Below are 24145 nucleotides of genomic sequence, written 5' to 3' on the forward strand. Positions count from 1 at the left end.
TAAGGAATTTTGAAAAATATTCACAGCCTGAATTTATTATTGTGAATGTTACAGAAGGATATAAAAAGCCTGTAAAATTGCTTTTACAGGCTTTTAGAAAGGTTAAATGGCTGGGTTAAGACACTATCAAGTCAGTTACTATATTAAATGACTGCGGGTCTCAATGGTTATGGAATGACACCTTTAATAATTCCACTGAGTCTGCAAAGGTTAAGGTTTGTAACTCACCTTTACCTTCAACATTTATGGTGTTGACTTGCTGAGGCCATAAATCTCGCAACGCATCATGACGTATGCTCAAGTTCTCCAATTTAGCCGGTTGGGTAGTTTCCTGATACACCCAGAAAAACTTCCCTTCTATTTCATGGCCTACTACTTTTAATGGCAAAGCCTGCTGCTGACTATCGAATAACTTAAATCGCTTACTCACATAATTGCTAAATTCATTTTGCGTCTTTTCTGAATCGAGTATATCCGCATCTTTACCGAATATTTCTTTTACTGCGTGTTCGGCATCATGAACCCTGAAGCGATGCATGATTTCGATATTCTCAGTGCGAGGATTAAACAATACTGTGCTAATCGACGTTTTTTGTTGGTGAGCGCTTAAGGAAAACGCTGTAAATAACAGCGCCCCTATTATTAGTTTGATTAAATTACCCATGATTAGTTATTGTCGTCTTCTTCAATATCGTCTGCATCATAGGTTTTTACCTCGGTTTTTATGTCATGCATAATGTCTCGATAAACCTTGCCACTGCGCTTTTTGGTTTTATAGGCTTCAATCCGCGATGGAATAATTTTTCGCGGATAATGGTTGTTACTGACATCCACATCTGCAGTTTCCCAGTGAGGGTCAACGGTAACGCTAACTAGCTCTTTATTTTTGTCGGTGATAATGAGTTTGCTAACAGCTTTCGGCGTTCGACGCCAGATTTCTGCCGGAATATACTGGTTTTCAACACTGCCATCGGCAAAGGTGAGTTCCAATATAATGGGCATGACCAGGCCACCTTTATTTGAAAAATCCAGCACATAATAGTTTTTATCTTCTTCCACTGCGCGCTCTAGGGCTACTTTTTCCCAAGGTTTGAGTTTGCTTAGGAACTTCTGATAGGCATTGCGCTCTTTATTCGTCACCGTAAAACGATCGTTTTCGTCATAGAAATCGGTGATATCAGGGAAGCGTTCTATCCAAAGTTTTCGCCCTTCAGCTTTGTTACGTTTGTCAGTGAGTGACACTGGTTTATCAAGCTCTTCTTGACGTTGGCGGTCAAAATCGATATCAGGATCATGGGTGTCTAAGCGCAGCTTATAAATTTTATCGATGGAGATATCTACATGGTCGGTACTGTAAAACCAACCCCGCCAAAACCAATCTAAGTCCACCCCTGAGGCCTCTTCCATGGTGCGGAAAAAATCTGAAGGCGTAGGGCGTTTATATTTCCAACGCTGTGCATATTCTTTAAACGCAAAGTCGAATAATTCCCGACCCAGGATGGTTTCTCGTAGAATATTTAAGGCCGCAGCAGGCTTAGTATAGGCATTTGGACCTAAACGTAACACGCTGTCCGATTGGGTCATAATCGGGACCTGGGTTGATGATTTCATGTAATCCACCACATCCCTTGGTTCAACTCCCCAAGGAATACTGGGATCCCACTCACGACCGGCTACTCCGTCTAAAAAGCTGTTTAAGCCTTCGTCCATCCAGGTCCATTGACGTTCGTCAGAATTAACCACCATAGGAAAATATATGTGGCCAATTTCATGAATTACTACGCCAATTAAGAAACGCTTTTCTGCTTGGGAATAGGTACGACTACCATCCTTTTGCAACTCAGTACGAGGGCCATTAAAGGTGATCATCGGATATTCCATTCCGCCTACAGGGCCATTGACTGACTGCGCCACAGGGTAGGGATAATCAAATGAAAACCGCGAGTATACCTCTAAAGTCTGAATAATCGCTTCAGTGGAATATTTCTCCCATAACTTACCGCCTTCTTTAGGATAAAACGACATTGCCATCACTAAGGGCTGGTCATCACCGCCTTGTTGATGGCCACGGGCATCCCACATAAATTTACGTGAAGAAGCCCAAGCAAAATCACGTACGTTATTAGCTTTAAATTTCCATGTTTTGCTTTGGTTAGTGCCTTTTTTTTCGTTTTCTAATGCTTCTTCAGGGGTAACCACAAATACGATGCGCTCTGCATCTTCCGCTTGTTCTAAACGTTTACGTTGGGTGGAAGTCAGTACGTTTTTGGGATTTTGTAACTCACCCGTAGCACTCACAATATGATCCGCAGGTACAGTCAATTCCACGTCGTAATTACCAAACTCTAAGGTAAATTCGCCGCGGCCAATGAACTCTCTGTTAGTCCAAGCTTCGTAATCTGTATAGGCATGTAAACGAGGAAACCATTGGGCTAACAAGAAAATATCGTTGCCTCCTTCACGTGCATCATCAGGGAAATGCTCGTACCCAGAACGCGCAGTGACGGCATCTTCCTCAACAATATTAAAGGCGTAATCAATATTAAATACGGTTTTCTTGCCCGGCTTGAGGTGGCGGGGCAAGTCGATACGCATATTAGTACCCACTATGGTGAATTTAAGCTTGTTACCTTTGTTGTCGGTTACAGATTGAATGTCGAAGCCCAATTCATGGTCGTCGGTGAATTGCTGTCGACGCAGGGCACCTAGGCTAAGTTGGGCTGGCTTATCAGAGGATGCCGCTGCGGTTGCTGGCCCACGGTTACCAATGCCTCCAAAGGTTGTGGTCAAGGCCGACATGGAGTCGTTGCGGAATTTATTCTGCTCTAACTGCATCCACAAATATTTCAATGTATCTGGAGAATTGTTGTGATAAGTGATTTGTTCACTGGCTTCAATTCGACGTTTTTGTTCGTCTAATTTAGCCTTGATTTGATAATCAACCTGCTGTTGCCAATATTCATGACCGGGCTCGCCAGCGGCGTTGCGATAAACATTGGGGGTAGGTAGTGATTCATCTAGTTGGCGAAATTTATCTTCAAAATCGCCTTTTGTTTGATTAACTGTCGCGTTTGCCAGGCCAATCACAAAACATGATAGCATCGCTACCAAAGAGAGTGGTTTTAACATTGTATTACCAGATTGTTGTTTAAAAAATTTGCATTGTGAGCACAGTTTTATTTAAAACCTTAATCGACATGCGGTTATTTTTATCGGGGCTGTCTATGCATAACGAATTGTGAATAACTCACATAAAACACAACATAAATGAAACTTAAGTACCAAAACTAGTTGAAACAACTTCTATATGCTGTGTTTCAAACGATTGATTGAATTGTCAAAGTTGGAATTCGAACAACCCTAAATTAAGCTTACAACGATGGGATGTTAAAAGAAATGTTATAACATAATATTATTTTTGCTACTAAGACCTAAAATGTATAAATATGATTACAGCCCGCAGCGGCTTGATTCTACCAAAAATTTGGGGAATTTTGAAATACTCTAAAGTTAGCTGAGTTGATTGCTCAGAGCCTTAGCAATTAATACTGCCGAAATATTATCGTTGCCGCCGTGTTGATTTGCTCGGTGACTCGTAAGGAGATGCCAGCTACTTTAATGTAAGAAGCGTAAAGCAGTATAAAAAACCATCAAAAAAAATGAAAAAAATATGAAGATTGCTAGTTGTCAGACTTTATATATCTGAATTGTATGAGTATTTTATTTTTCAAAGATGTGGAATTGCTTTTTAAATTAGCGCTTGTTAGGATGCATTTTGCACACTTGATGTGGGGACGACCTCACCGCTCTTCTTTATTTACGGGGACGACCCCAACATAATAAGAGCGTATTTATGTCTTGGTTTATTCTTATCATTGCAGGGTTTTTAGAAGCTGGCTGGTTAGTCGGTATTCAAAAATCTGAGTCTTTTACACATATTCCCTACGTATTACTTGCCGTGTTATCTATGGCACTGAGTCTATTGCTATTTTCCATTGCCATAAAAGATATTCCCATTAGTCATGCATACCTTGTTTGGTTAGCTGTAGGTGCATCTAGTATTTCCGTTATTAATCATTATTTCTTCGCACAAAGTCTTTCTATCAAACAATTAATCTGTTTAGCTATCATTGCATTGGGAGTGATTGGTTTGAAGTTGACTAGTTAATATCGGAATAGAAAATTAATATAAAAAAGTGAGAATTTTATGTCTGGTGAAAAAGAGTTAGCCAAACTCATCGCTTCAATGGAGCCTGTTTTGTTGCCCCAGGAGTACGTGTTTGCAACCTTTGAAAATTGTGATTATCAACGACTGGAGACATTGAATCCCATTGGTACTTTTCTAGAAAAAGAAGGTATGTCGGTGATTATTGAAAAATGTATGGCCGACAAGCACGAAATCCCTTATTCAGGCGTATTTAAATGTATAACCTTAAATGTACACTCAAGTCTTGATGCCGTTGGTTTAACCGCAGCAATATCCACAACACTTACCCAATCAAACATCAGTGCAAACGTCGTTGCCGGGTATTACCACGATCACATTTTCGTTAATGTGGCAGATGCAAATCGAGCCATTGCCGATTTATGTACCCTGGCCGAAAATGGGCTAGTAAATTAATCAGATTAGTTGCTGTAACTAGCCTATTGAGTTGTGCCTTGGCCTAATCGTTAATCTTGAGTTATTTTCCGTGGGGTGGTGGGCCATTTGGAGGCCCGCCAGCACCGCCTGGAGGGCCGCCAGCGGGCCGAATGGACTCGCCGTGTAAACAGCCAATGAACATATTTTCACTGGGGCTGGCTGCGTGGTAGTGATAGCCTCTAACGTCGTCGCTCTGACCTCGGCACTCATCAAGAGGCTCTGCTTCCTTGCCTTGTGCATCTCGCATCGCATAAATGCCATAACCATCTGATGCATATCCAATTAAAGGCGCGTGACCATCATCGGTTTTTTCGGGAGTATCAGTACAGCCAGTTGTTGAGTGATAATGATATCCTTGATGAGCATTAATATGCCCGCCACAGTCATCAAATGCCGCTATGGTGTACGCGCCTAAGATAGCATCAATAGGGGCTGGACCTGATAATTCAGAGCCATCTAATGCAATTCCAACTGTGTGAACGCGTCCTGTTTCTGTGCTTGGGATAGGTTGAGTGGGGATCAGATAGGTGACTGAAAAGTCTTCGTCAAGATATTCGAGTTTGCACTCAATACAGTTTTGCATGTACTCCTCTTCGACGTCAGGTTTAGCCGCACCAAAACAAGCTTCTTTAGTGGCGGTGTATCGTACATCACCGGTTGCGGCGTCGTACACCATCCATTTTTCGTCACCGTAGTACTCACTCAGCTTTAGAATAAACTCTCCGGTAATATCTACCAGATCTCCTGTTCCTTCTTTACTAAACCACGCTCCGCCTTCTTCTGCACCATCGGTGATTTTTCTGGGGCAAAAAGGACCAGGCTCGCGACCCGCTGGCGCCCCCGAGGTGACTAATTTATAACACCTGGTTTTTGTCCCTTGAGCTGTTTCACAGTCTATTATTGTAGGCGTTTCTAAAAATGCCCCTTGCGCAAACATTGAAAGGTCGATGCCGTTACCACTGCTTGTTTGCGTCGAGCTATTAACAGAAGCGTCATTACAGCCTGTCAAAGTTATTGCACAGGAGACCGCAACCATCATTACTGTCCAGTGATTTGATAGTCCCATGATTTAATCCCTATATTCCCGTTTCTGTTGCGCTGACTGTTTAACTAACAATTAAATTAGTCTACAACAAAAATGTGCATATAGTATGCAGCCTCGCCTTTTTAAATAACAAAAAGAACCGGAGCCCTTAATTATGCGTAGACAGGATTAAAGCTCACATGTGTTAGCTAACGTATATTCAGGACGGAAATTTGAAAAGATGTTTGAGTGTACATATTTGTTTACGTGTTTTCAGCCACCCTAGAAAGCGTTAACCCTACCTTAACCTTGTGATTGTTAAGCTTTGCTCAATTATCGACTAATACACTTTACTGATACCCCATTGAGTATTCATAAAGTGGCTTCGTTTCATCTTATTTTATGTAATTAATTAGGAATGCTTAATTATGAAATCTTCAATCAGCACAGTAGCACTATTCGCGGTACTAACTTTGCTAATAAGTGGTTGCCAGCAAGAAATCCAACCTACAAAATCTGTTTCTGTTCCGGCAGTTTCTTACGTGGCAGTCACCGCAAGTGAGCATAAAATTGATACAAAAATGCAAGGCCGAGTGGTGGCATCCTCCATTGCTGAAGTTCGCCCACAGGTTGGCGGTATCGTGCAAAAACGTTTGTTTACTGAGGGTAATACCGTAGAGCAGGGTGAGTTGTTATATCAAATTGATCCTGCAACTTATCAAGCCGCTTACAATGAAGCAAAAGCCAGCTTGAGCAGCGCTAAGGCTGCCCTTGAAACAGCAAAATTAAAAGATGAGCGTTATGCAAGTTTGTTGAAATTTGAAGGTGTATCCCAACAAGATGCTGACGATGCGCATGCTACTTATCTGGAAGCCAAAGCCAATATCGAAAAATATGAAGCAGCGTTAGCCACTGCCGCTATTAACCTTGAGTTTACCAAGGTGACCGCGCCAATATCTGGCCATATCGGTATCTCCAACGTTACCCAAGGGGCGTTAGTAACGGCTCAGCAAACAGATGAATTAGCCACTATTCGTAAATTAGACCCTATTTATGTCGACATGACAAAAAGTAGTAAAGAGATGCTTAAATTGCGTCGATTACTCGGCTCAAATGGGATTTCAGAAGGTTCAACGGAAGTGTCACTTACTTTAGAAGATGGCTCGGAGTATGACCACAAAGGCCAGTTGAAAATGCAGGAAGTGTCAGTTGATGCGTCAACGGGTACCGTGACGCTTCGTGCTGAATTTCCCAATCCAAATGGTTTGCTATTACCCGGAATGTTTGTAAGAACTCAAGTGAACGAAGCGGTTGATGAGCACGCTATATTAGTGCCTCAACAAGGTATTTATCATTCAGCTTCGGGTGAAGCTTATGCCTATGTGATTGATGAAAATAATGTAGTAGAAAAGCGAGTGGTTGAAACCATTAACGCGGTTGAAAATAAGTGGCTGATTTCAAGCGGTCTATCAGAGAATGATAAGCTTTTAGTTGAAGGCGCTGGCAAAGTACGTCCTGGTAGTGAAGTAAAACCTGTGCAGGTTGAAATGAACGACCAAGGAACCATGATAACCGTGGTTAAGCAAGAGCAAAATACTTCCTCTACACAAGTGGGAGTCTAGTAAATGTTTGCTCGCTTTTTTATCGATCGCCCGGTATTTGCATGGGTTATTTCAATCATTATTATGCTCACAGGTATTGCCTCTATTTTCTCTTTACCTGTTGCTCAGTATCCAAGTGTGGCGCCACCTACAATAAGTGTAAGTACTAGCTACATAGGTGCCGATGCGACTACGGTTGAAAATAGTGTAACGCAAATATTAGAACAGCAACTCACTGGCTTAGATGGACTGTTGTATTTTTCATCTTCGAGTACCTCAGATGGAAGTGCATCGGTGAATATCACCTTTGAAGAAGGCACCGACGCTGATTACGCTCAGGTACAGGTGCAAAATAAAGTACAGCAAGTTACGTCACGTTTTCCAGAATCAGTGCAAGATCAGGGAGTTACGGTCACCAAATCGAATACTGACTTTCTTTTAGTGACCGCGCTGTACGACAAAACAGATCAAGCGACAGCCTTTGATATAGCCGATTACATTTCCTCTAATTTACAAGACTCATTAGCCCGTGTTGAAGGTGTGGGGGATGTGAGGGTTTTCGGTTCTCAATATGCGATGCGTATTTGGTTAGACCCAAATAAACTTGCTGCATACGAGCTAATGCCATCAGATGTCAGCAGTGCCTTAAGTGCACAAAACGTGCAGGTTCCAGCAGGTAAAATCGGTGCGGTCCCCACGTTAGCAAATCAAGAGTTAAATGCCACAGTGACGGCACAATCAATGATGTCTACCCCGGAAGAGTTCCGCAATATCATCATTAAATACGATTCTACCGGTGCAAATGTACGCTTAAGTGATGTGGCGCGAGTAGAAATTGGCAGTGAAAGCTATAGCGCCATTCCTCGTTTGAACGGCCACCCTGCGTCTGGTATCGCTATCATGCTATCTCCTGGCGCTAACGCACTGGACACTGCTACTCGAGTTAAGGAAAAAGTGGCGGAATTATCGGTAAATTTACCTGATGGCTATGAAGTGACTTTCCCCCGTGACAGCACCGCCTTTATTAAAATATCCATTAGTGAAGTCGTACAAACCTTAGTTGAAGCGGTTATTTTAGTTGTCTTGGTAATGTGGCTATTTTTGCAAAATTGGCGAGCCACCTTAATTCCGGCCATCGCTGTTCCTGTTGTTTTGTTAGGGACCTTTGGCGTACTCCAAGCATTTGGTTTTTCAATTAATACCCTCACCATGTTTGGCATAGTGTTATCTATTGGTTTGTTGGTGGATGATGCAATAGTCGTGGTTGAAAACGTTGAACGCTTGATGCATGAAAAGAATTTATCGCCACGAGACGCAACTATAGAGTCAATGTCGGAGATCACTGGCGCGCTGATCGGAATTGCAGTTGTATTATCTGCGGTATTCTTACCCATGGCATTTTTCGGCGGTTCAACAGGGGTAATCTATCAGCAATTCTCAATCGCGATTGTCTCTTCCATGACATTATCGGTCATCGTTGCATTAACCCTCAGCCCGACTCTGTGTGCAACGATGTTAAAGCCATCTGAACGTAACCCCGAAGGAAAAGGCTTTTTCGCCAAATTCAATCGTACCTTTGATCGAATGACTGAATCATACACCGGAAAAGTACAAAGTATGGTTACCCGTAAAGTCCGTTGGCTACTCGTTTACGGTGGAATTGTGGTGGCGCTAGCATTACTTATTGTGCGCTTGCCAACCGGGTTCTTACCGCAAGAAGATCAAGGCAGCACTATGTTCCAAATTGTTTTGCCACCAGGTGCTTCAATTAAACGTACAAAAGCGGTGGCTGAACAGGTAGAGCAATATCTAGTAGAAAATGAGAGTGAAGATGTTATTCGTATGTTCTCAATTGCTGGCTTTAATTTCACTGGAAGTGGGCAAAATGCTGGTATGGGGTTTGTGGCGTTAAAACCTTGGGATGAACGACCCAACGATGATCAAAGTGCCGAGGCCCTTATTGACCGTATGAATAAAAATCTATCAGGGATACGTGATGCCCAAGTTTTTGCAATGTCACAGCCTGTTATTCAAGGTTTAGGGCAAAGTAATGGATTCACTTTCGAAGTTCAGGCGGCAGCTGGTACCTCTCGTGAAGAATTAACCGAGCTGAAAAATGAACTGCTAGTACAAGCGCGGCAAAGTAGCCTTCTTGTAGGTGTGCGTGAAGGTGCACTAGGAGATACTCCACAATTGAAAATTGACATTGACAACGGCAAAGCAACATCCCTTGGTTTGTCGCTATCTGATGTGTCCAGCACCTTAACAACAGCATGGGCTGGGTCTTATGTTAATGACTTCATTGATGGTGGACGAGTGAAAAAGGTTTACTTGGAAAGTGATGCTCAATTTCGTTCGAAGCCAGAAGATTTGGGCGACTGGCATGTTCGCGGTTCCAATGCGGACGGTGAAACTACCATGACACCTTTCTCTGCATTTAGCAGTGCAACTTGGTCAAATGCCCCTCAAAGCTTATCTCGGTTTAATGGTATTGCGTCTTATCAGCTGCAAGGTGCTGCTGCCAGCGGTGTTAGCTCTGGTCAAGCTATGGCTGAAATGGAAAGGCTTGTTCAAGAAGTTGGGCAAGGTAAATTAAATTACGCTTGGAGTGGATTGTCATACCAAGAGAAGTTATCTAGCGGGCAATCAGGCTATTTATATGCTATTTCGATTTTAGTCGTATTCCTCGCGTTAGCAGCGCTGTACGAAAGTTGGTCTGTGCCATTATCCGTTATTATGGTGATCCCATTAGGTGTGATTGGTGCTGCACTTGCCGCGACTCTTAGAGGTTTGGAAAATGATATCTATTTCCAAGTTGCGTTGGTAACTACCATTGGATTGGCTTCAAAAAATGCCATTTTGATTGTTGAATTTGCAGAGGCTTCTTATCAGCGAGGTATGTCGTTGGTAGATTCAGCAGTACACGCAGCTAAATTGCGCTTAAGACCGATAATTATGACATCCCTGGCGTTTATATTTGGCACCATACCCTTGGCGATTTCATCAGGTGCTGGTGCGAATAGCCGTATCTCAATTGGTACTGGTATTGTTGGTGGCACCTTTACCGCTACGATATTAGGTATTTTCTTTGTTCCGCTATTTTTCGTGCTTATTCGTGGTTTCTTCCCAAAAAGACGTCCAGTTTACGATGATAGCCCAGATAAAGTGGAGAAAGCCGATGTTTAATTTCTCTTTACCTAAAACGGGAGTCGCAAAATTACTACCCATAGCTGGTGCATTGGTGTTAGCAGGTTGCAGTACCTTAGGGCCTGAATATTCTCGTTCAAATCTTCCTGTTGCAGAAACTTGGGAGAATGCACCGCAAGGCGAAATCCAAGGCTTGTCTGAGCAACAAGCCATTGACTTGCCTTGGAAAAGCTTCATCAAAGATCAGCGCTTAAGCCAAATTATTGAGCTGGCTTTGAATAATAATCGAAGTCTACGTCAGACCTTAGCAGATGTTGAAGCCGCGCGAGCGACCTATCGAATCCAGGACGCGAATTTGTACCCAACTATCAATGCAGGGTTAAGTGGTAATAGAACCAAAGCGTCGTCGGGTACAATTAGCACAACTTACGAAGCAGAAGCAGGTTTAAGCAGCTACGAAATCGATCTTTTTGGCAAAAATCGCAGTTTAAGCGAAGTCCAAATGGAAGCCTATTTGTCGAGTCAAGAAACGGCTAAAGCGGCAAAGATTTCATTAATTGGTGAAATTTCTAATGCTTGGTTAACCTTAGCGGCAGATAAGAATCAACTTAAATTAGCCCAAGAAACAGCAAGCAATGCTGAAAAAGCTATGGAAATAACCAATAAGCGCTTAGAAATGGGGGTTGATTCTAGAATCGATGTGGCCAGTGCGGAAACCATTTACTATAACGCCCGCTCGGATATTGCGAGTTACACAACCCAAGTGGAACAAGATCTGAATGCACTGCGCTTGCTGGTAGGTGAACAAATTGATGAAAACTTACTGCCTGATTTACTGCCAAGCAGCGAAACCTTAGTGGCAGATGTGCCCGCTGGTTTATCCTCCTCATTGCTATTGCAACGTCCAGATGTATTAGCTGCTGAGCACACCTTAAAATCGGCCAATGCAAACATTGGGGTTGCCAGAGCCGCGTTTTTTCCCACCTTATCGTTAACGGCAACCGGTGGTCTTGCTAGCTCGGTGTTAGCCGACATATTTAGTGGCGGCGCAAGTTCAATCTGGACTTTAGCCCCAAGCATTACCCTGCCTATTTTTGACGGTGGCGCTAATGATGCAAACTTAGCCTACAGTGAAGCTCAGCAGCAGAAATACCTAGCTGCTTATGAATACGCAATCCAAAGCGCGTTTTCCGAGGTGGCAGATGCGTTAGCGCGCAGGGCAACAATTCAAGATCAATTAAACAGTGAAAAATCCTTAGTCCTCGCCTCTACTCGTAGCTATGTTTTATCCCTTGCTCGCTATAAAGGGGGTATTGATAACTTTCAAAGTGTTTTAGAAGCCCAGCGAACCATGTATCAAGCTAATCAATCGCTTATTTTAACGAAACAAGCGGATTTGGAAAATCGTATTACCTTGTATCGAGTATTAGGTGGCGGTTTGGCTGATGATAATGCTTCATAAAGTAAATGAGTAAGGGTTAATAATCATGAACGTTTTATTAGTTGAAGATGATATCGACCTTGCAACAACCATTGTTGATTATCTGGAAATTGAAGCTATTGAGTGCGACCACGCAAGCAATGGATTAATGGGGTTGAATTTAATCGAAAGTAACTCCTATCAAATGATAATTCTCGATATCAATATGCCGAAGATGGATGGGTTAACCCTTTGCAGTACTTTGCGGGAAAAAGGCATGGATATTCCCATTTTGATGTTAACCGCGCGGGATAGTTTAGAAAATAAATTGCAAGGATTTGCAGCGGGTAGTGACGACTATTTAGTTAAACCTTTTGCCATGAAAGAGCTGGTGGCACGGGTACAAGTGCTGGCAAAAAGACGCAGTGGCGAGGCTAAAAAGTTATCTGCCGGTGATTTAAGCTTGGACTTAACTCAGCATAAGGCAAATTTGAAACAAACTACTTTGAAGCTCTCGCCAATGGCATTTAAGTTATTAGAGGTACTGGTGCGAGCGTGTCCGCAAACGGTGAGTCGACAACAACTTATTCAGCAAGTTTGGGGTGATGAACAACCCGATAGCAATAGCCTTAAGGTACATGTTCATCATCTTAGAAAGCAATTAGATGTTGAGCAGAGTAACGTAAAACTGGAGACTGTATCCGGTGTTGGTTTTGCCATTAAAGTGAGTCAAGAAGGACAACAATCGTGATAATCAGGCCAAGCCTTAAACTACATTTTTTCTTTAGTGTTGTATTGCTTGGCTCTTCAATGGTGATTGGTTTTTCTTTTTTAAGTGTCAATTACTTTGTTGACGGCCTGGATAGAAGCTTAGCAGGAGTTATGCGCGAACTCGCCAAAAACACGGAAGTTGAAGATCAACATCCTAAAATCGTTGCCGGTATTCATATTGCCAGCCGTTGGCAAGATACCCCTGAAGTGATTCAACAACAATTTAAAAATCGTCCCGTTAGAGTAGGTGAACTACTAAAAATAAAAGATCAAAGTACATTTTTATCCATGCCAAAAAACTTGTACTTCGTGGTGCTTTACCAGAACCAAAAAGGTGAAGACCGTTATATATCAAAATTTTTACTTGAAAAAGACCTGGTACCCGCTTATTCCGATATTCATCCAACTAACCGGCTCATTTGGACACTGGCAATAGCGATTGTTGCCATCTTACTGTTTGCTTTGTTGCTAGTTTTAATCATGCTTAAAGTTACTAAGCCTATTAAAACTTTGAAAAATTGGGCGAAATCCTTAGATCAGCGTAACCTTCAAAAGCCTCCCCCAGATTTTACCTTTAGTGAGCTCAATGAATTGGCTTCTTTACTGCAAAGTAGCCTGGTGTCAGCACACCAAAGTTTAGAACGAGAACAACGTTTCCTCAGTTATGCCAGTCATGAGCTGCGAACACCCGTTGCGGTCATTCGCAGTAATGTGGATTTGTTACAACGATTAAATGAAAAGATGCCAGCCAGTGAAAAGCAGAAACAAGTCTTAGAGAGAATCCAGCGGGCAGGTCTTACTATGACCAACTTAACCGATACTTTCTTGTGGTTAAGCCGCAATGAAGAAATACACATATCCAATGAGCCCATTAGTTTAGGTGAGAAAATTAATCAGGCCTGCAGTGATCTAAGTTATTTGTTAAGTGGTAAACAGATTGAGTTGAAAGTGGAAACCGACGATAGCAAGGTTAAGGTTGTTGCAGTTGCCTGCCATATTGTCATCAATAATTTAATTCGAAATGCTTATCAGCATACTCAACAGGGTGAAGTGCATATCAAGCAGCAAGGTAGCCGGATTACTATCATTAATAGTAATTCCACAAGTGATAATAATGCTTCGGTGGTAGACGCTAATGATGACAAAGTCGCTTTTGGATATGGGTATGGACTTGGCTTGCAGTTAAGTGAAAAAATTATTAGCAACCATGATTGGTTTTACGAAAAAACCAGTACTTCAGGCTTGTATCAGGTGACGGTAGATTTTAGTGGCTAAAACTAATTACCCTTAGTTTACGAATTTACTTTAAAATTCCACCTCTTTATAGATTAATCTAGGGCAAGACTATTCGCCCCAATGGACAGATATGCAATATAAACAGAATCGATGGATCAAGATGTTCATCGGCGTCATCCTCGTATGTTCAGGGTGTGCGACCATAGCAAGCCTAGATTTAAACCGACTTTATGGCGAAGAAAACACGCAAAATAGAACTCATGCCATGACTGCGCAATCTTCGCCAGAAAGTGCTGCAACTGTGTTTTATGAGAGCGAAGTTGAACCTGTTATTAATGCTCGTTGCGTGGTTTGTCATGCCTGCTACGATGCCCCTTGTCAGTTAAAAATGACCCATCCAGAAGGAATAGAGCGAGGCGCTAACAAAGAAAAGGTCTATCACGGCTCGCGTCTCATTGCTGCCACGCCCAATCGTTTATTCATTGATGGGCAAAACTCAACTGAATGGCGAGAGCGGGGATTTTACCCAGTCTTAAACGAACGTGAACAGAGCGCAACAGCTAATACGCAAGCTTCAGTTCTAGCTAAGATGCTCACCTTAAAACAGGAAAATCCCTTACCAGACGATAAATTGCTAGATGAGCGTTTTGATGTGAGTATTGATCGCAGTCAACAATGTCCAACAGTGCAAGAATTCGAAGGGTATGCCCAAAGCCAAGCCTTTGGCGGTATGCCTTATGCGCTGCCTGAATTAAGCAATGAAGAACATAACACTTTGATGAAATGGATTGAAGCAGGTGCTTACATGCCTTCTGCTCCAACTATTTCAGCTGCAGAGCAACAAGCCGTCGAGAAACTAGAAGCGTTTTTGAACGGTGATAGTTTAAAAGTACAATTAAGTGCCCGTTACATTTACGAACATCTGTTTAGCACTCATTTGTATTTTAGTGAATTAAGCGAAAGCAATGTTCAACCGCAATTCTTTAATATCGTTCGTTCTCGCACACCATCAGGCGAGCCAATCGAAATTATTGCCAGTCGTCGCCCTTTTGATGATCCTAAGGTGGAACGGGTTTACTACCGCCTGTTCCCCGTTACTTCAACAATCGTCAATAAAACCCATCAACCTTATGCAATCCATAAAGCCCTAACCGACAAATGGCAAAAATGGTTTGTAGATGACGATTATACGGTGACTGAAATGCCAAGTTATCAGCCTCAGGTAGCGGCAAATCCGTTAACTGCTTTTGCTCAACTTCCGGTAAATGCCCGTTATCGTTTTATGTTAGAGCGGGCACAAAATACCATCATGGGGTATATCAAAGGGCCAGTTTGTCGCGGGCAGGTGGCGTTGAATGTTATAAACGATAGATTCTGGGTGTATTTTGTGAAACCTGAAGTGGCCGCTTCAGCGGAAATAAATGCTTTTTACGACACTCAGAAAAATAATTTGCGCTTACCTGCAGAAAAAGAGAGTACTGCCTTTGCTGTCACTTGGATTGAGTATGCTTCACGCCAAGGTGATTACATGCGCGCCAGACAAAGCTTTATGAATACCGAATTAAAAAAAGGCTATCATTTTAATCCTGAAGATATTTGGGATGGAGATGGTGAAAACAAAAACGCGACATTGACTGTCTTTCGTCATTTCGACAATGCCACTGTGATTAAAGGATTAGTGGGTAAACCGCCCAAAACGGCATGGATTATCGATTACGCGTTGTTGGAACGTATTCATTATTTACTTGTGGCCGGTTTTGATGTGTACGGTAACTATGGTCACCAATTAATGACGCGGTTGTACATGGACTTTTTACGCATGGAAGGCGAAACCAACTTCTTGGCTTTTTTACCACCAGATAGTCGTCGTAAAGAATTAGCTGCCTGGTATCAAAAATCAGGCCCCGAATTGACGTCTTTTTTTGAAGGTAACGTGCACATTTTTGATCAGCCAAGTGGGATTGAGTACAAAACCAAAAATCACAAAAAAGAACTATTTGGTATTTTTGCTAAGCATTTAGAAAAGGTGCAACCACAGCGTTATAATTTAAATAACAGTAAGTTGGCTACCAATAGCCAAGCACTTCTGGCTCAATTGGGTAATATTAAAGGAACGGGGGCATCTATTCTGCCTGAGTTAACCATGATTATGGTTGAACCTGCAGATGGCAAAACCGAGGAAATTTTCACCCTGGTGCGTAATAGCGCGCATTTCAATGTGAATAGCTTATTTTCTGAAAATGACAACCGAGATCTCAAAAATGACAATGTGACATTAGTGCATGGCTTGCTGGGAAGTTATCCCGATGCGTTTTGGCGAGTAAAAGAAAGCCATTTGGCATCCATGGTTGCATTGGCCCAACAAATTGAAACAGAACAAGACTACACCACATTTCTTGATACATTTGCGGTGCGCCGTACCTCGAAAGACTTTTGGCAATTTAGTGACAGACTAAATCAATTGTTCATGCAAGATAATCCTGTTGAAGCTGGTTGGTTAGACTACAACAGGTTGGAAAATCGTTAGACTAAATCAGATAAAGCAATGACAAAGTAGAATGCGCCTTTGGCTCTTGCTTTTTGTTTCGGGCATTTCTCGGGGCGTTTCTCGGTTTTGTAGCATGGTCTTTAGGCCATGGGTTTTCTCGGGGCGTTTCTCGGGGTTGTAGCATGGTCTTTAGGCCATGAATTTTCTCTGAGCATTTCTCGATTTTGTAGTATGGTCTTTAGGCCATGGGTTTTCTCGGGGCATTTCTCGGGGTTGTAGCATGGTCTTTAGGCCATGGATTTTCTCGGGGCGTTTCTCGGGGTTGTAGCATGGTCTTCAGGCCATGAATTTTTAAGAATCAGCACTATCTGCTGTAGCATCTTAATAGCTTAATAGGTCAAAAGTCACATTTAAAAAGGTGACTTTCTTCACCTGTGCACCTCATATCCTGCCTGTATATTAAGCCCTCTTACTTAATATACTTCTAAAGGATGCATCATGAGCTTGTCAAAAATCAGACTTACCAGTAAAACTAATGTAATTGTAGCTTGGGCGCTTGGCGCGCTATGCTGGCTAGCTATTCCCACCGTTTTTGCTCAGAGCCAACAGTTCCATGGGCCTGCTTTTAAGGCACAAATGACTAAGTTAGATTTGTTTGATAAGTCACGGAAACGTCCAATTAAGGTGACTGTATGGTTTCCTTCAGAACAAACCGCAACATGTGAGAATGTGCCTGTTTGTATTGATAAGCAGGCGCAGAAAAATAAAGTGTTTGTCTTTTCACATGGTGCGATGGGCGATCCAATGGGATACAACTGGATAGGGTATGCATTGGCATCTAAGGGATTTACCGTTCTAGCCCCCTCACATTTTGGTGAATCTTGGATATACGGCCCAGACAATGTTGATCCCCAAGCTGCACTACGCACTTGGGAACGTCCGCTAGATGTGTCCTTTGTTCTCGATCAATTTGCTTCAGGTGCTTATTTAAGCGAGCAACTCAATTTCGACAACGTTACTGCAATAGGACATTCTTCAGGGGGCTTTACTAGCTTAGCGCTGGCTGGTGCAACTTTGGGCAAAGACATGACAAAGTACTGTCAATCGGCTGCTGCGGAAAAAGACTTAAGTTGTCAGTATGCAAAGATGTCAGAACTACAAAATGACCAGGACGCGCTGTTAGCCGCAAGTTACAAAGATCAACGCATCACTGCTGTAATTGCTTTTGATCCTGCTCTTGGGCCATCAGCGGATATTAAAAGTGTCAGTGAAATTTCTGTGCCTGTGCTAGTGGTTGCGCCAATTGATAATGATTTTTTAGATTTTGATGGTCATGCCGGTTTTTATCACCAGCAATTGCAAAATAGTCGCTTGGTCAGTTTGCAAAATAATGAGGGGCATTTTGTCTTTTTAGATAGTTGTCATCATACCCACAAAGCCATGGGAGTTTCCCTGTGTGAAGATAGAGCAGGTGTTGATAGAGAAGCGGTTCATAAACAGCTATATGCTGACGTATTTGGATTTATCTTTAGTTCTTAATCCAATCTAAGGTTGCACCACAATCAAGCTGAAATTAATTCGCAGTATTTCCTGTCTAATACTTACCATCGCAATATTTAATTGAGGCGAGATTGAAATGTGTAGTTCACCTAAGAGCGGCGGTGCTAACCGCCTGCGCCAAGCTGAGAATAAAAGTATCGCAGAACGTTTAACCTCTGAACAAAGGGCTCGATTTACCCTAGTGGCTAATCGTGCTCAGGAGCGACGTGAGCAGCGACAGTTGCTTAATAAGCGCAGGCAGCAGAGGAATTCAAATAGTTCTACAAGGCACACTAGGGCGGGTAACAGTAAGCCCAAAGCCTCGTCTATCAGAGCTTGGTTTTCGAAATTGTATCTTGCTCTTTGATAAAGCTAGGTAGTCTTTGGTTACTGTTGCGTCCTAAAATAGGTGTAAGGCTTACGATACTCTTATTTCTGTAGCCAATTTTGCACCTGTTCTTTACTTGGTATGCCCCTTTTATGAACCACTGTGTCGTTCAAGACAACGGCGGGCGTCGACATAACACCGTAGTTCATAATCTGAATTGGATCTTCAATTTTTTCAATATCTACCTCTATTCCTAATTCACTAGCACTGTCTTTAATGAGTTGTACTGTACTTTTACATTTGGCACACCCAGTGCCTAAAACTTTGAATGATTTCATATTTGATACCTTTTATAACAAAAATAATAAACTATTAAAGATCCATCCAATTAAGGTGAATGAAACCAACAATAGTGCGAAAAGAATGGCCAGTAAGCGCCATTGCATTACTTGTTTAAGTAAAATAAATTCGGGGAAACTAGCGGCAACAGTGCTCATGCAAAATGCCAGAGCGGTACCAATGGGTAAGCCATTGGTAATCAGACTTTCCATCACCGGAATCACTCCCGTTGCATTGGAATACAAAGGAATGCCTACTAACACCGCCGCTGGAACAGACCACCATTGTCCAGCACCTAGATGTTGCTCGATCCACCCATCTGGAACAAATCCGTGTAACGCAGCTCCTAAACCAACACCTATAATCACCCATTTCCAAACACGCCCGAAGATCTCCAAGGCTTCGGATTTTGCAAAGTTGTGACGTTCTTTAAAAGTGATTGTTTGATTTGCCATATCGACGCTGTCGCCTTGCCCGTTGCGACCGTTTTCAAGGGCTTTAGCCGCGAAAGATTGTAACCAACGCTCTGCCCGAATACTGTCTAAAAATAGTCCTCCTAAGATACCTACCAGCATCCCAACTACAATATACATAAGGGTAAATTTCCAGCCTAAAAGGCTGAGTAAAAGTAATACGGCCACTTCGTTAATCAACGGAGATGTCAATAAAAAAGCCATTGTAATCCCAACAGGTATACCTGCCGAGGTGAAGCCGAGAAAAACAGGAATACTGGAACACGAACAAAATGGGGTAATTGCGCCAAATCCTGAAGCAAGTAAGTAACTTATGCTGCGGTTTCTGCCTGCCAGGAAGTCGCGCACTTTTTCGACATTCATTGAAGCTCGCATCAGTGCAATTAGGTAAATCATCACCACTAATAGCACAAATATTTTGCTAACATCTTCAACAAAAAAATGTAGCGCGTCACCTAGTTTTGTTTCAGCGGATAAACCCATTAAGTCATATATCAACCAACTGGCAAAATCTGTAAAAATTTGAAACATTGGGCTCTCTCGTTTGTTTGATATTAATGTAGACGCACGAACAAGCAAAAGGATGCAGAAAAAGATGGAAGTATTTGAGTTGGTATATTTGGGGCGGAATTTAAAAAAGTTATTTAGGTTTGATATGTCCGCAAACTTTACCATTTTCATCAAAACTCACACTGCAGTGGACTTCGATGGAGTCACGGAGTCGCTGGCGTGCACGAAGCAAGCGAGCTTTGGCTGCCGACAAAGAAATTGCTTTATTTAGTGCGTAGGCTTTAACTGTATTATTTTTTAGGTCGCAAAACTCTAGTATCTCTTTGTCAGCGCAGGTTAGTTTTGCAAGGTTGCGGTTTACGCATTCGCTGAGGAGGTCAATTTCTTCGAGCTCATGTTCTGGCTGAGAAATCTCAGTCGATACTTCCAGCATTCCCTTGCGACGCCGATTGTGATCAACCAATATATTGCGAGTGACTCGAAATAACCAAGCTCGAGGTTGTTTTACATTGCAGAACTTTTGACCCTGTAAAACCGCCCGCAGTTTAACTTCTTGTAGCAAATCGTCAGCAACCATTGCATCGGATACTCTGTGGCGTAAAAAAGCGGATAACTCAGACTCGTTATCATGGATTGCTTGAAGGATACATTTCACTGTTATAAGTCGTCATAATTTACAAACATAGAGTCTACGTATTTCAGTTCGGAACTAGACTTAGATAATAAAAAGAATAATCCACAAGCCTCAGAGATGCAATGGCTCAAGATAGTTCGGCCATGGGTTTTCTCTGGGTATTTCTCGATCCATTTCTCGGGGCTAAAGCACCCGACTACGGGTATGGGTTTATCACGGCTTTGTAGCATGGTCTTTAGGCCATGGGTTTTTATCTCGGGGCTAAAGCCACCGACTACAGGTTATGGGTTTATCACAGTTTTGTAGCATGGTCTTTAGGCCATGGGTTGTCTCGGGGTATTTCTCGATCCATTTCTCGGGGCTGTAGCATGGTCTTTAGGCCATGGGTTTTCATCTCGGGGCTAAAGCCACCGACTACGGGTATAGGTTTATCACGGTTTTGTAGCATGGTCTTTAGGCCATGGATTTTTATCTCGGGGCTAAAGCTACCCCGATATTTATATTTCATCTATGATGGCATTTACTTTTTCTAGATAGACTTGCTCAGGAATTTGTCCGTTTAGGTACAGTTGTTTCAATTTTTCTAAGCGCACTTCAACTTCTGATTTCTGTTGTGGGTTAGAAGATGGTGAAACCCCCTCTCCCTCATTACTCTTGAAGGTTAAATGACTTTCATTCTGATTGGCTGGCCTTTGGGTTTCGGGTGCTCCAGATGGAAGTGCGTTATTTTGTGCAGATTGCCTAGGTTGCATGGTGCTAGTTAACGCAATCTTAATCCAATCTTTGCGCTGGTTAACCTGAGTTACACCTTCGGACAGCTGGAGTTGCCATGAGTGCTCGGTTTCAGTGGTGTAATCGCCCGTTGGTAGTTTGAACCCCTTTAATTCTGAATGGGTGGCAAACCGCGAGTTGTTAACACTGTTTCCAGCTCTGATGTATTTTTTTTGTATATCCACCTGTGCTTCTGCTAACAATAAGTACAAGTCATTACCACTTACATATACAGAACCACTGGAATATAGCGTGTCTGAGCCTATCCCCAAGAAGGACGAGTGTCTGTCAGACACTGAAAATACCAATAATTGATCTTTGGAAAGGGTTTGTAAGGTACTAAATATACCCTCCGATAAAACCTCAACTTCGCGTTCTGTAAATACAGTTTTTACCTCGTCACTGCTTACAAAAGAAGATAAAAGACTATCTGAAGATTTTGGTTCAATGGTAATTTTGGCTAAAGCGGATGCTAATATTGGTTGTGATATGTGTGATGCTGGCTGGCTTTTTGCCGAGATATCTTTAACTTCTTGAATGGCGATATAATCGAGCTCTTGTTGCCAAACTATTTTTTCAAATCCATGCAAATTGGATGTGTAACCGATCAACATTAAGATTGCTGTAAAACACTGTAAATTACTCATCATCTTTAGCCGCCAAGTCATTTTTAGTTATTTTATTATTAGCCTTAGATACAGCAATATACATACCACTCTCCTAATACTCATGTTTAATATTGCACAGAATGAATAAGGTAAATCTAGATGTGTTGCTGGCACTGGGCTTAGCTGCACTCAAGTGCGTTATTATTCTCTTGAGATTGGCGATCTTCCAACTGTCTTAAAAATCAGCAAACTGTATCATCTGCGACACTTGGACATGCAACACTTGATGCTTTTTCTCCTTTATAAACTTTAATTCAGACTACATAGCGTTTGATATTTTTCTACCCTCTCAATAAAAAAACACTTTCATAACATTGGCTTAACAATAAAGTCGGGATAGTTATAACAGCTGGTGTGACGCTTGCAGTAAGTCTTAGGTATTGTTTTTTACCCAACCGTATTGCAAAGCTAAGGGGTTGCTTGGTAATCGACAATCATTCTGTTTAAACGGATTAGATTATTCCGAGCCGGTGCAGTCCTTGAAAGGAGTCTCATAGAGACACGGCGTAATGATTTATAAACGACTTGAAATTAAAACGTGGGAGTAATTCAAGCATGTCTGATATACCAGTTTATCGTAATTATATTAATGGGGAGTTTAGCGCTGAGCCAACATCCACCATTGAAGTGTTCAACCCTGCAAATGGCCGTTTGTTGTCTAAGGTTCCTAATTCTTCCGCTGAAGAAGTTGAACAAGCTATTTATGCTGCGCGCGAAGCACAGTCTTCATGGGCTCAAAAGCCGGCCATCGAGCGCGCAGGTTTTTTAAAGAAAATCGCCGATAAAGTGAGACAGAATGCTGAACGGTTGGCTACTGTTATCGTAAAAGAGCAAGGAAAAACAAAAGAGTTAGCAAATGTAGAAGTCAACTTTACGGCTGACTATATTGATTATATGGCGGAGTGGGCACGTCGCATAGAAGGGGAAATTGTTACTAGTGATCGACAAGGTGAAAACATATTTGTTTTTAGGAAACCCCTTGGCGTCGTTGCGGGCATTTTACCTTGGAACTTTCCATTCTTTTTGATTGCTCGAAAAATGGCGCCAGCACTTGTCACAGGCAATACAATTGTGATTAAGCCAAGTGAAGAGACACCAAACAACTGCTTCGAGTTTGCTAAACTCGTTGCCGAAACTGATTTACCTCCAGGGGTATTTAACGTTGTTTGTGGTACTGGACATGAAGTGGGTAATGCACTTTCTACCAGTCCAAAAATAGATATGATTAGTTTTACTGGCAGTGTAGGTACAGGTTCGAGAATTATGGCCGCTGCCGCGCCAAATGTAACCAAGCTTAATTTGGAATTAGGTGGCAAAGCACCTGCCATCGTATTGGCGGATGCAAATATTGACTTGGCTGTGGAAGCGATAAAGAACTCGCGGGTGATAAATACTGGGCAAGTTTGTAATTGTGCTGAGCGTGTTTATGTACAGGCATCAGTAGCCGATGAGTTTACTGCAAAATTAAGTGCTGCTATGTCTGCAACACGATACGGCGATCCTATGGCGCAACCCGATATTGATATGGGACCCTTGGTAAATAAAATTGGCTTGGATAAAGTGGCTAAAATGGTAGAGTTTGCTAAACAGCAAGGGGCTGAAGTGGTCACCGGTGGTGGACTGGCAGATTTAGGTCAAGGTTTTCATTATCAACCAACAGTCTTATCGGGGTGTAATAGTGATATGGAAATTATGCAAAAAGAAATCTTTGGTCCTGTTTTACCTGTACAAATTGTCGCAGATTTGGATGAGGCTATCGCTCGTGCAAATGCTTCAGAATATGGATTAACTTCTTCTGTATATACCCAGAATTTGAGTCTTGCCATGAGCGCAGTTAACGGCTTAGATTACGGAGAAACTTATATCAACCGGGAAAATTTTGAAGCCATGCAAGGGTTTCATGCTGGCGCTCGTAAATCCGGTGTGGGTGGTGCAGACGGAAAACACGGGTTATACGAATATACCCGTACTCATGTGGCCTATATTCAGTCATAATCTTAACCGGTGGGCCTCGTTAGTCGAGGCTCACTATCGTTAAGATAAAAGTTGTATGGAATATCGTGGAAAGATTAAAACGAAAACTAAAAAAACGGGGTGTGAATGTTATTGAACTCAGCAAGAAAGAATACGCTGATAAGGTCTTAGCACTCAACGATACTGCTAGCGCTATGACTAGCCAATATGCTGAAGCGTGTAGCGAGTTTGCCAACTTTAACGCTATCCTAGCCGTTGATGAAAGTGGTATTTTTTATCTTGTAGAAAGTACTTTTAAAGATGTTATGTTATTACCTGAAGGCTATCCATCCAGCATATCGGTATATGAAAAAAACATATTTGACAGCATCGAAGTTGCGACATTTTTTATGCAAAACACCATTCCCCATAATCAGTTACCGCTACACGTAATTAATCCCACTGAATTAACCAATCTGCATTGCGTTTACATAATAAAGAATTAACTCCATTTACTTAGTTTCTTCCCCAGTTTTGGGGCATTAAAAAGGGCATTTTGAGTATGCCCTTTTATGTGTTTATGCGTTAATTAGTTGTTGCA

General features: G+C 42.1%; 19 protein-coding genes. 12 read left to right on the top strand and 7 right to left on the bottom strand.

Annotation, left to right across the window (positions count from 1 at the left end):
• Positions 1-160: 160 nt before the first annotated feature.
• Both Q4574_RS18060 and Q4574_RS18065 read right to left on the bottom strand, forming a co-directional pair.
• Positions 161-664 (bottom strand): DUF6702 family protein, encoded by a 504-nt coding sequence (locus tag Q4574_RS18060; protein WP_303476181.1) that lies wholly within the window; start codon positions 662-664, stop codon positions 161-163.
• Between the two features lie 2 nt (positions 665-666).
• Positions 667-3129 carry a M1 family metallopeptidase gene (locus Q4574_RS18065; protein WP_303476183.1) on the bottom strand — a complete coding sequence of 821 codons (2463 nt, stop codon included), beginning with the start codon at positions 3127-3129 and terminating at the stop codon, positions 667-669.
• Between the two features lie 724 nt (positions 3130-3853).
• Between Q4574_RS18065 and Q4574_RS18070 the strand changes: the two genes are divergently transcribed.
• Together Q4574_RS18070 and Q4574_RS18075 are read left to right on the top strand one after the other, a co-directional pair.
• Positions 3854-4168: a multidrug efflux SMR transporter gene (locus Q4574_RS18070; RefSeq protein WP_303476185.1), complete on the top strand. Its 315-nt coding sequence runs from the start codon at positions 3854-3856 to the stop codon at positions 4166-4168.
• A gap of 39 nt (positions 4169-4207) precedes the next feature.
• Positions 4208-4621: an ACT domain-containing protein gene (locus tag Q4574_RS18075; RefSeq protein ID WP_303476186.1), complete on the top strand. Its 414-nt coding sequence runs from the start codon at positions 4208-4210 to the stop codon at positions 4619-4621.
• 61 nt (positions 4622-4682) lie between these two features.
• On the opposite strand, the gene Q4574_RS18080 is transcribed toward Q4574_RS18075, so the two are convergent.
• Positions 4683-5708, bottom strand: coding sequence for a YHYH protein (locus Q4574_RS18080; RefSeq protein WP_303476188.1), 1026 nt, complete (start codon positions 5706-5708; stop codon positions 4683-4685).
• 386 nt (positions 5709-6094) lie between these two features.
• On the opposite strand from Q4574_RS18080, the gene Q4574_RS18085 reads away from it, so the two are divergent.
• The 8 genes from Q4574_RS18085 to Q4574_RS18120 all read left to right on the top strand — a co-directional run bounded on the left by Q4574_RS18085 (position 6095) and on the right by Q4574_RS18120 (position 18235).
• Positions 6095-7288 (top strand): efflux RND transporter periplasmic adaptor subunit, encoded by a 1194-nt coding sequence (locus tag Q4574_RS18085; protein WP_303476189.1) that lies wholly within the window; start codon positions 6095-6097, stop codon positions 7286-7288.
• Positions 7289-7291: 3 nt separating this feature from the next.
• On the top strand, positions 7292-10453 hold the full coding sequence (locus Q4574_RS18090; RefSeq protein WP_303476190.1) for an efflux RND transporter permease subunit: 3162 nt from the start codon (positions 7292-7294) through the stop codon (positions 10451-10453).
• Positions 10446-11876: an efflux transporter outer membrane subunit gene (locus tag Q4574_RS18095; RefSeq protein ID WP_303476191.1), complete on the top strand. Its 1431-nt coding sequence runs from the start codon at positions 10446-10448 to the stop codon at positions 11874-11876. The genes Q4574_RS18090 and Q4574_RS18095 overlap by 8 nt, the downstream gene beginning before the upstream one ends.
• Positions 11877-11898: 22 nt before the next feature.
• Positions 11899-12585, top strand: coding sequence for a response regulator transcription factor (locus tag Q4574_RS18100; RefSeq protein ID WP_303476313.1), 687 nt, complete (start codon positions 11899-11901; stop codon positions 12583-12585).
• A complete protein-coding gene (locus Q4574_RS18105) occupies positions 12582-13880 on the top strand; it encodes a HAMP domain-containing sensor histidine kinase (RefSeq protein WP_303476193.1) in 1299 nt (432 codons plus the stop codon). The genes Q4574_RS18100 and Q4574_RS18105 overlap by 4 nt, the downstream gene beginning before the upstream one ends.
• 91 nt (positions 13881-13971) lie before the next feature.
• Positions 13972-16368: a fatty acid cis/trans isomerase gene (locus Q4574_RS18110; RefSeq protein WP_303476195.1), complete on the top strand. Its 2397-nt coding sequence runs from the start codon at positions 13972-13974 to the stop codon at positions 16366-16368.
• A 459-nt stretch (positions 16369-16827) separates the two neighbouring features.
• Complete coding sequence (locus tag Q4574_RS18115) at positions 16828-17868, top strand: hypothetical protein (protein ID WP_303476197.1); 1041 nt, start codon at positions 16828-16830, stop codon at positions 17866-17868.
• Positions 17869-17965: 97 nt separating this feature from the next.
• Positions 17966-18235, top strand: coding sequence for a hypothetical protein (locus Q4574_RS18120; protein WP_303476199.1), 270 nt, complete (start codon positions 17966-17968; stop codon positions 18233-18235).
• A gap of 62 nt (positions 18236-18297) precedes the next feature.
• Here Q4574_RS18120 and Q4574_RS18125 read toward each other — a convergent pair whose 3' ends face one another.
• The 4 genes from Q4574_RS18125 to Q4574_RS18140 all read right to left on the bottom strand — a co-directional run bounded on the left by Q4574_RS18125 (position 18298) and on the right by Q4574_RS18140 (position 21573).
• Complete coding sequence (locus Q4574_RS18125; RefSeq protein WP_303476201.1) at positions 18298-18534, bottom strand: thioredoxin family protein; 237 nt, start codon at positions 18532-18534, stop codon at positions 18298-18300.
• Between the two features lie 12 nt (positions 18535-18546).
• Positions 18547-19539 carry a permease gene (locus Q4574_RS18130; protein WP_303476202.1) on the bottom strand — a complete coding sequence of 331 codons (993 nt, stop codon included), beginning with the start codon at positions 19537-19539 and terminating at the stop codon, positions 18547-18549.
• Between the two features lie 109 nt (positions 19540-19648).
• Positions 19649-20173: a sigma-70 family RNA polymerase sigma factor gene (locus Q4574_RS18135; RefSeq protein ID WP_303476204.1), complete on the bottom strand. Its 525-nt coding sequence runs from the start codon at positions 20171-20173 to the stop codon at positions 19649-19651.
• Between the two features lie 476 nt (positions 20174-20649).
• Positions 20650-21573 (bottom strand): hypothetical protein, encoded by a 924-nt coding sequence (locus Q4574_RS18140; RefSeq protein ID WP_303476205.1) that lies wholly within the window; start codon positions 21571-21573, stop codon positions 20650-20652.
• Between the two features lie 573 nt (positions 21574-22146).
• Here Q4574_RS18140 and aldA point away from each other — a divergent pair.
• Both aldA and Q4574_RS18150 read left to right on the top strand, forming a co-directional pair.
• Positions 22147-23586, top strand: a complete 1440-nt coding sequence (aldA, locus tag Q4574_RS18145) for an aldehyde dehydrogenase (RefSeq protein WP_303476207.1) — start codon at positions 22147-22149, stop codon at positions 23584-23586.
• Between the two features lie 65 nt (positions 23587-23651).
• Positions 23652-24050, top strand: coding sequence for a hypothetical protein (locus tag Q4574_RS18150; protein ID WP_303476208.1), 399 nt, complete (start codon positions 23652-23654; stop codon positions 24048-24050).
• The last annotated feature ends 95 nt before the right edge of the window (positions 24051-24145 follow it).

Origin of the sequence: Aliiglaciecola sp. 3_MG-2023, assembly GCF_030548205.1 — a bacterium.
Classification (GTDB): Bacteria; Pseudomonadota; Gammaproteobacteria; order Enterobacterales; family Alteromonadaceae; genus Aliiglaciecola.

Bases quoted from the DNA above. Each gene is read 5' to 3' on its own strand.
- Q4574_RS18060 (WP_303476181.1), bottom strand. From the start codon at position 664: ATGGGTAATTTAATCAAACTAATAATAGGGGCGCTGTTATTTACAGCG.
- Q4574_RS18065 (WP_303476183.1), bottom strand. From the start codon at position 3,129: ATGTTAAAACCACTCTCTTTGGTAGCGATGCTATCATGTTTTGTGATT.
- Q4574_RS18070 (WP_303476185.1), top strand. From the start codon at position 3,854: ATGTCTTGGTTTATTCTTATCATTGCAGGGTTTTTAGAAGCTGGCTGG.
- Q4574_RS18075 (WP_303476186.1), top strand. From the start codon at position 4,208: ATGTCTGGTGAAAAAGAGTTAGCCAAACTCATCGCTTCAATGGAGCCT.
- Q4574_RS18080 (WP_303476188.1), bottom strand. From the start codon at position 5,708: ATGGGACTATCAAATCACTGGACAGTAATGATGGTTGCGGTCTCCTGT.
- Q4574_RS18085 (WP_303476189.1), top strand. From the start codon at position 6,095: ATGAAATCTTCAATCAGCACAGTAGCACTATTCGCGGTACTAACTTTG.
- Q4574_RS18090 (WP_303476190.1), top strand. From the start codon at position 7,292: ATGTTTGCTCGCTTTTTTATCGATCGCCCGGTATTTGCATGGGTTATT.
- Q4574_RS18095 (WP_303476191.1), top strand. From the start codon at position 10,446: ATGTTTAATTTCTCTTTACCTAAAACGGGAGTCGCAAAATTACTACCC.
- Q4574_RS18110 (WP_303476195.1), top strand. From the start codon at position 13,972: ATGCAATATAAACAGAATCGATGGATCAAGATGTTCATCGGCGTCATC.
- Q4574_RS18115 (WP_303476197.1), top strand. From the start codon at position 16,828: ATGAGCTTGTCAAAAATCAGACTTACCAGTAAAACTAATGTAATTGTA.
- Q4574_RS18120 (WP_303476199.1), top strand. From the start codon at position 17,966: ATGTGTAGTTCACCTAAGAGCGGCGGTGCTAACCGCCTGCGCCAAGCT.
- Q4574_RS18125 (WP_303476201.1), bottom strand. From the start codon at position 18,534: ATGAAATCATTCAAAGTTTTAGGCACTGGGTGTGCCAAATGTAAAAGT.
- Q4574_RS18130 (WP_303476202.1), bottom strand. From the start codon at position 19,539: ATGTTTCAAATTTTTACAGATTTTGCCAGTTGGTTGATATATGACTTA.
- Q4574_RS18140 (WP_303476205.1), bottom strand. From the start codon at position 21,573: ATGATGAGTAATTTACAGTGTTTTACAGCAATCTTAATGTTGATCGGT.
- aldA (WP_303476207.1), top strand. From the start codon at position 22,147: ATGTCTGATATACCAGTTTATCGTAATTATATTAATGGGGAGTTTAGC.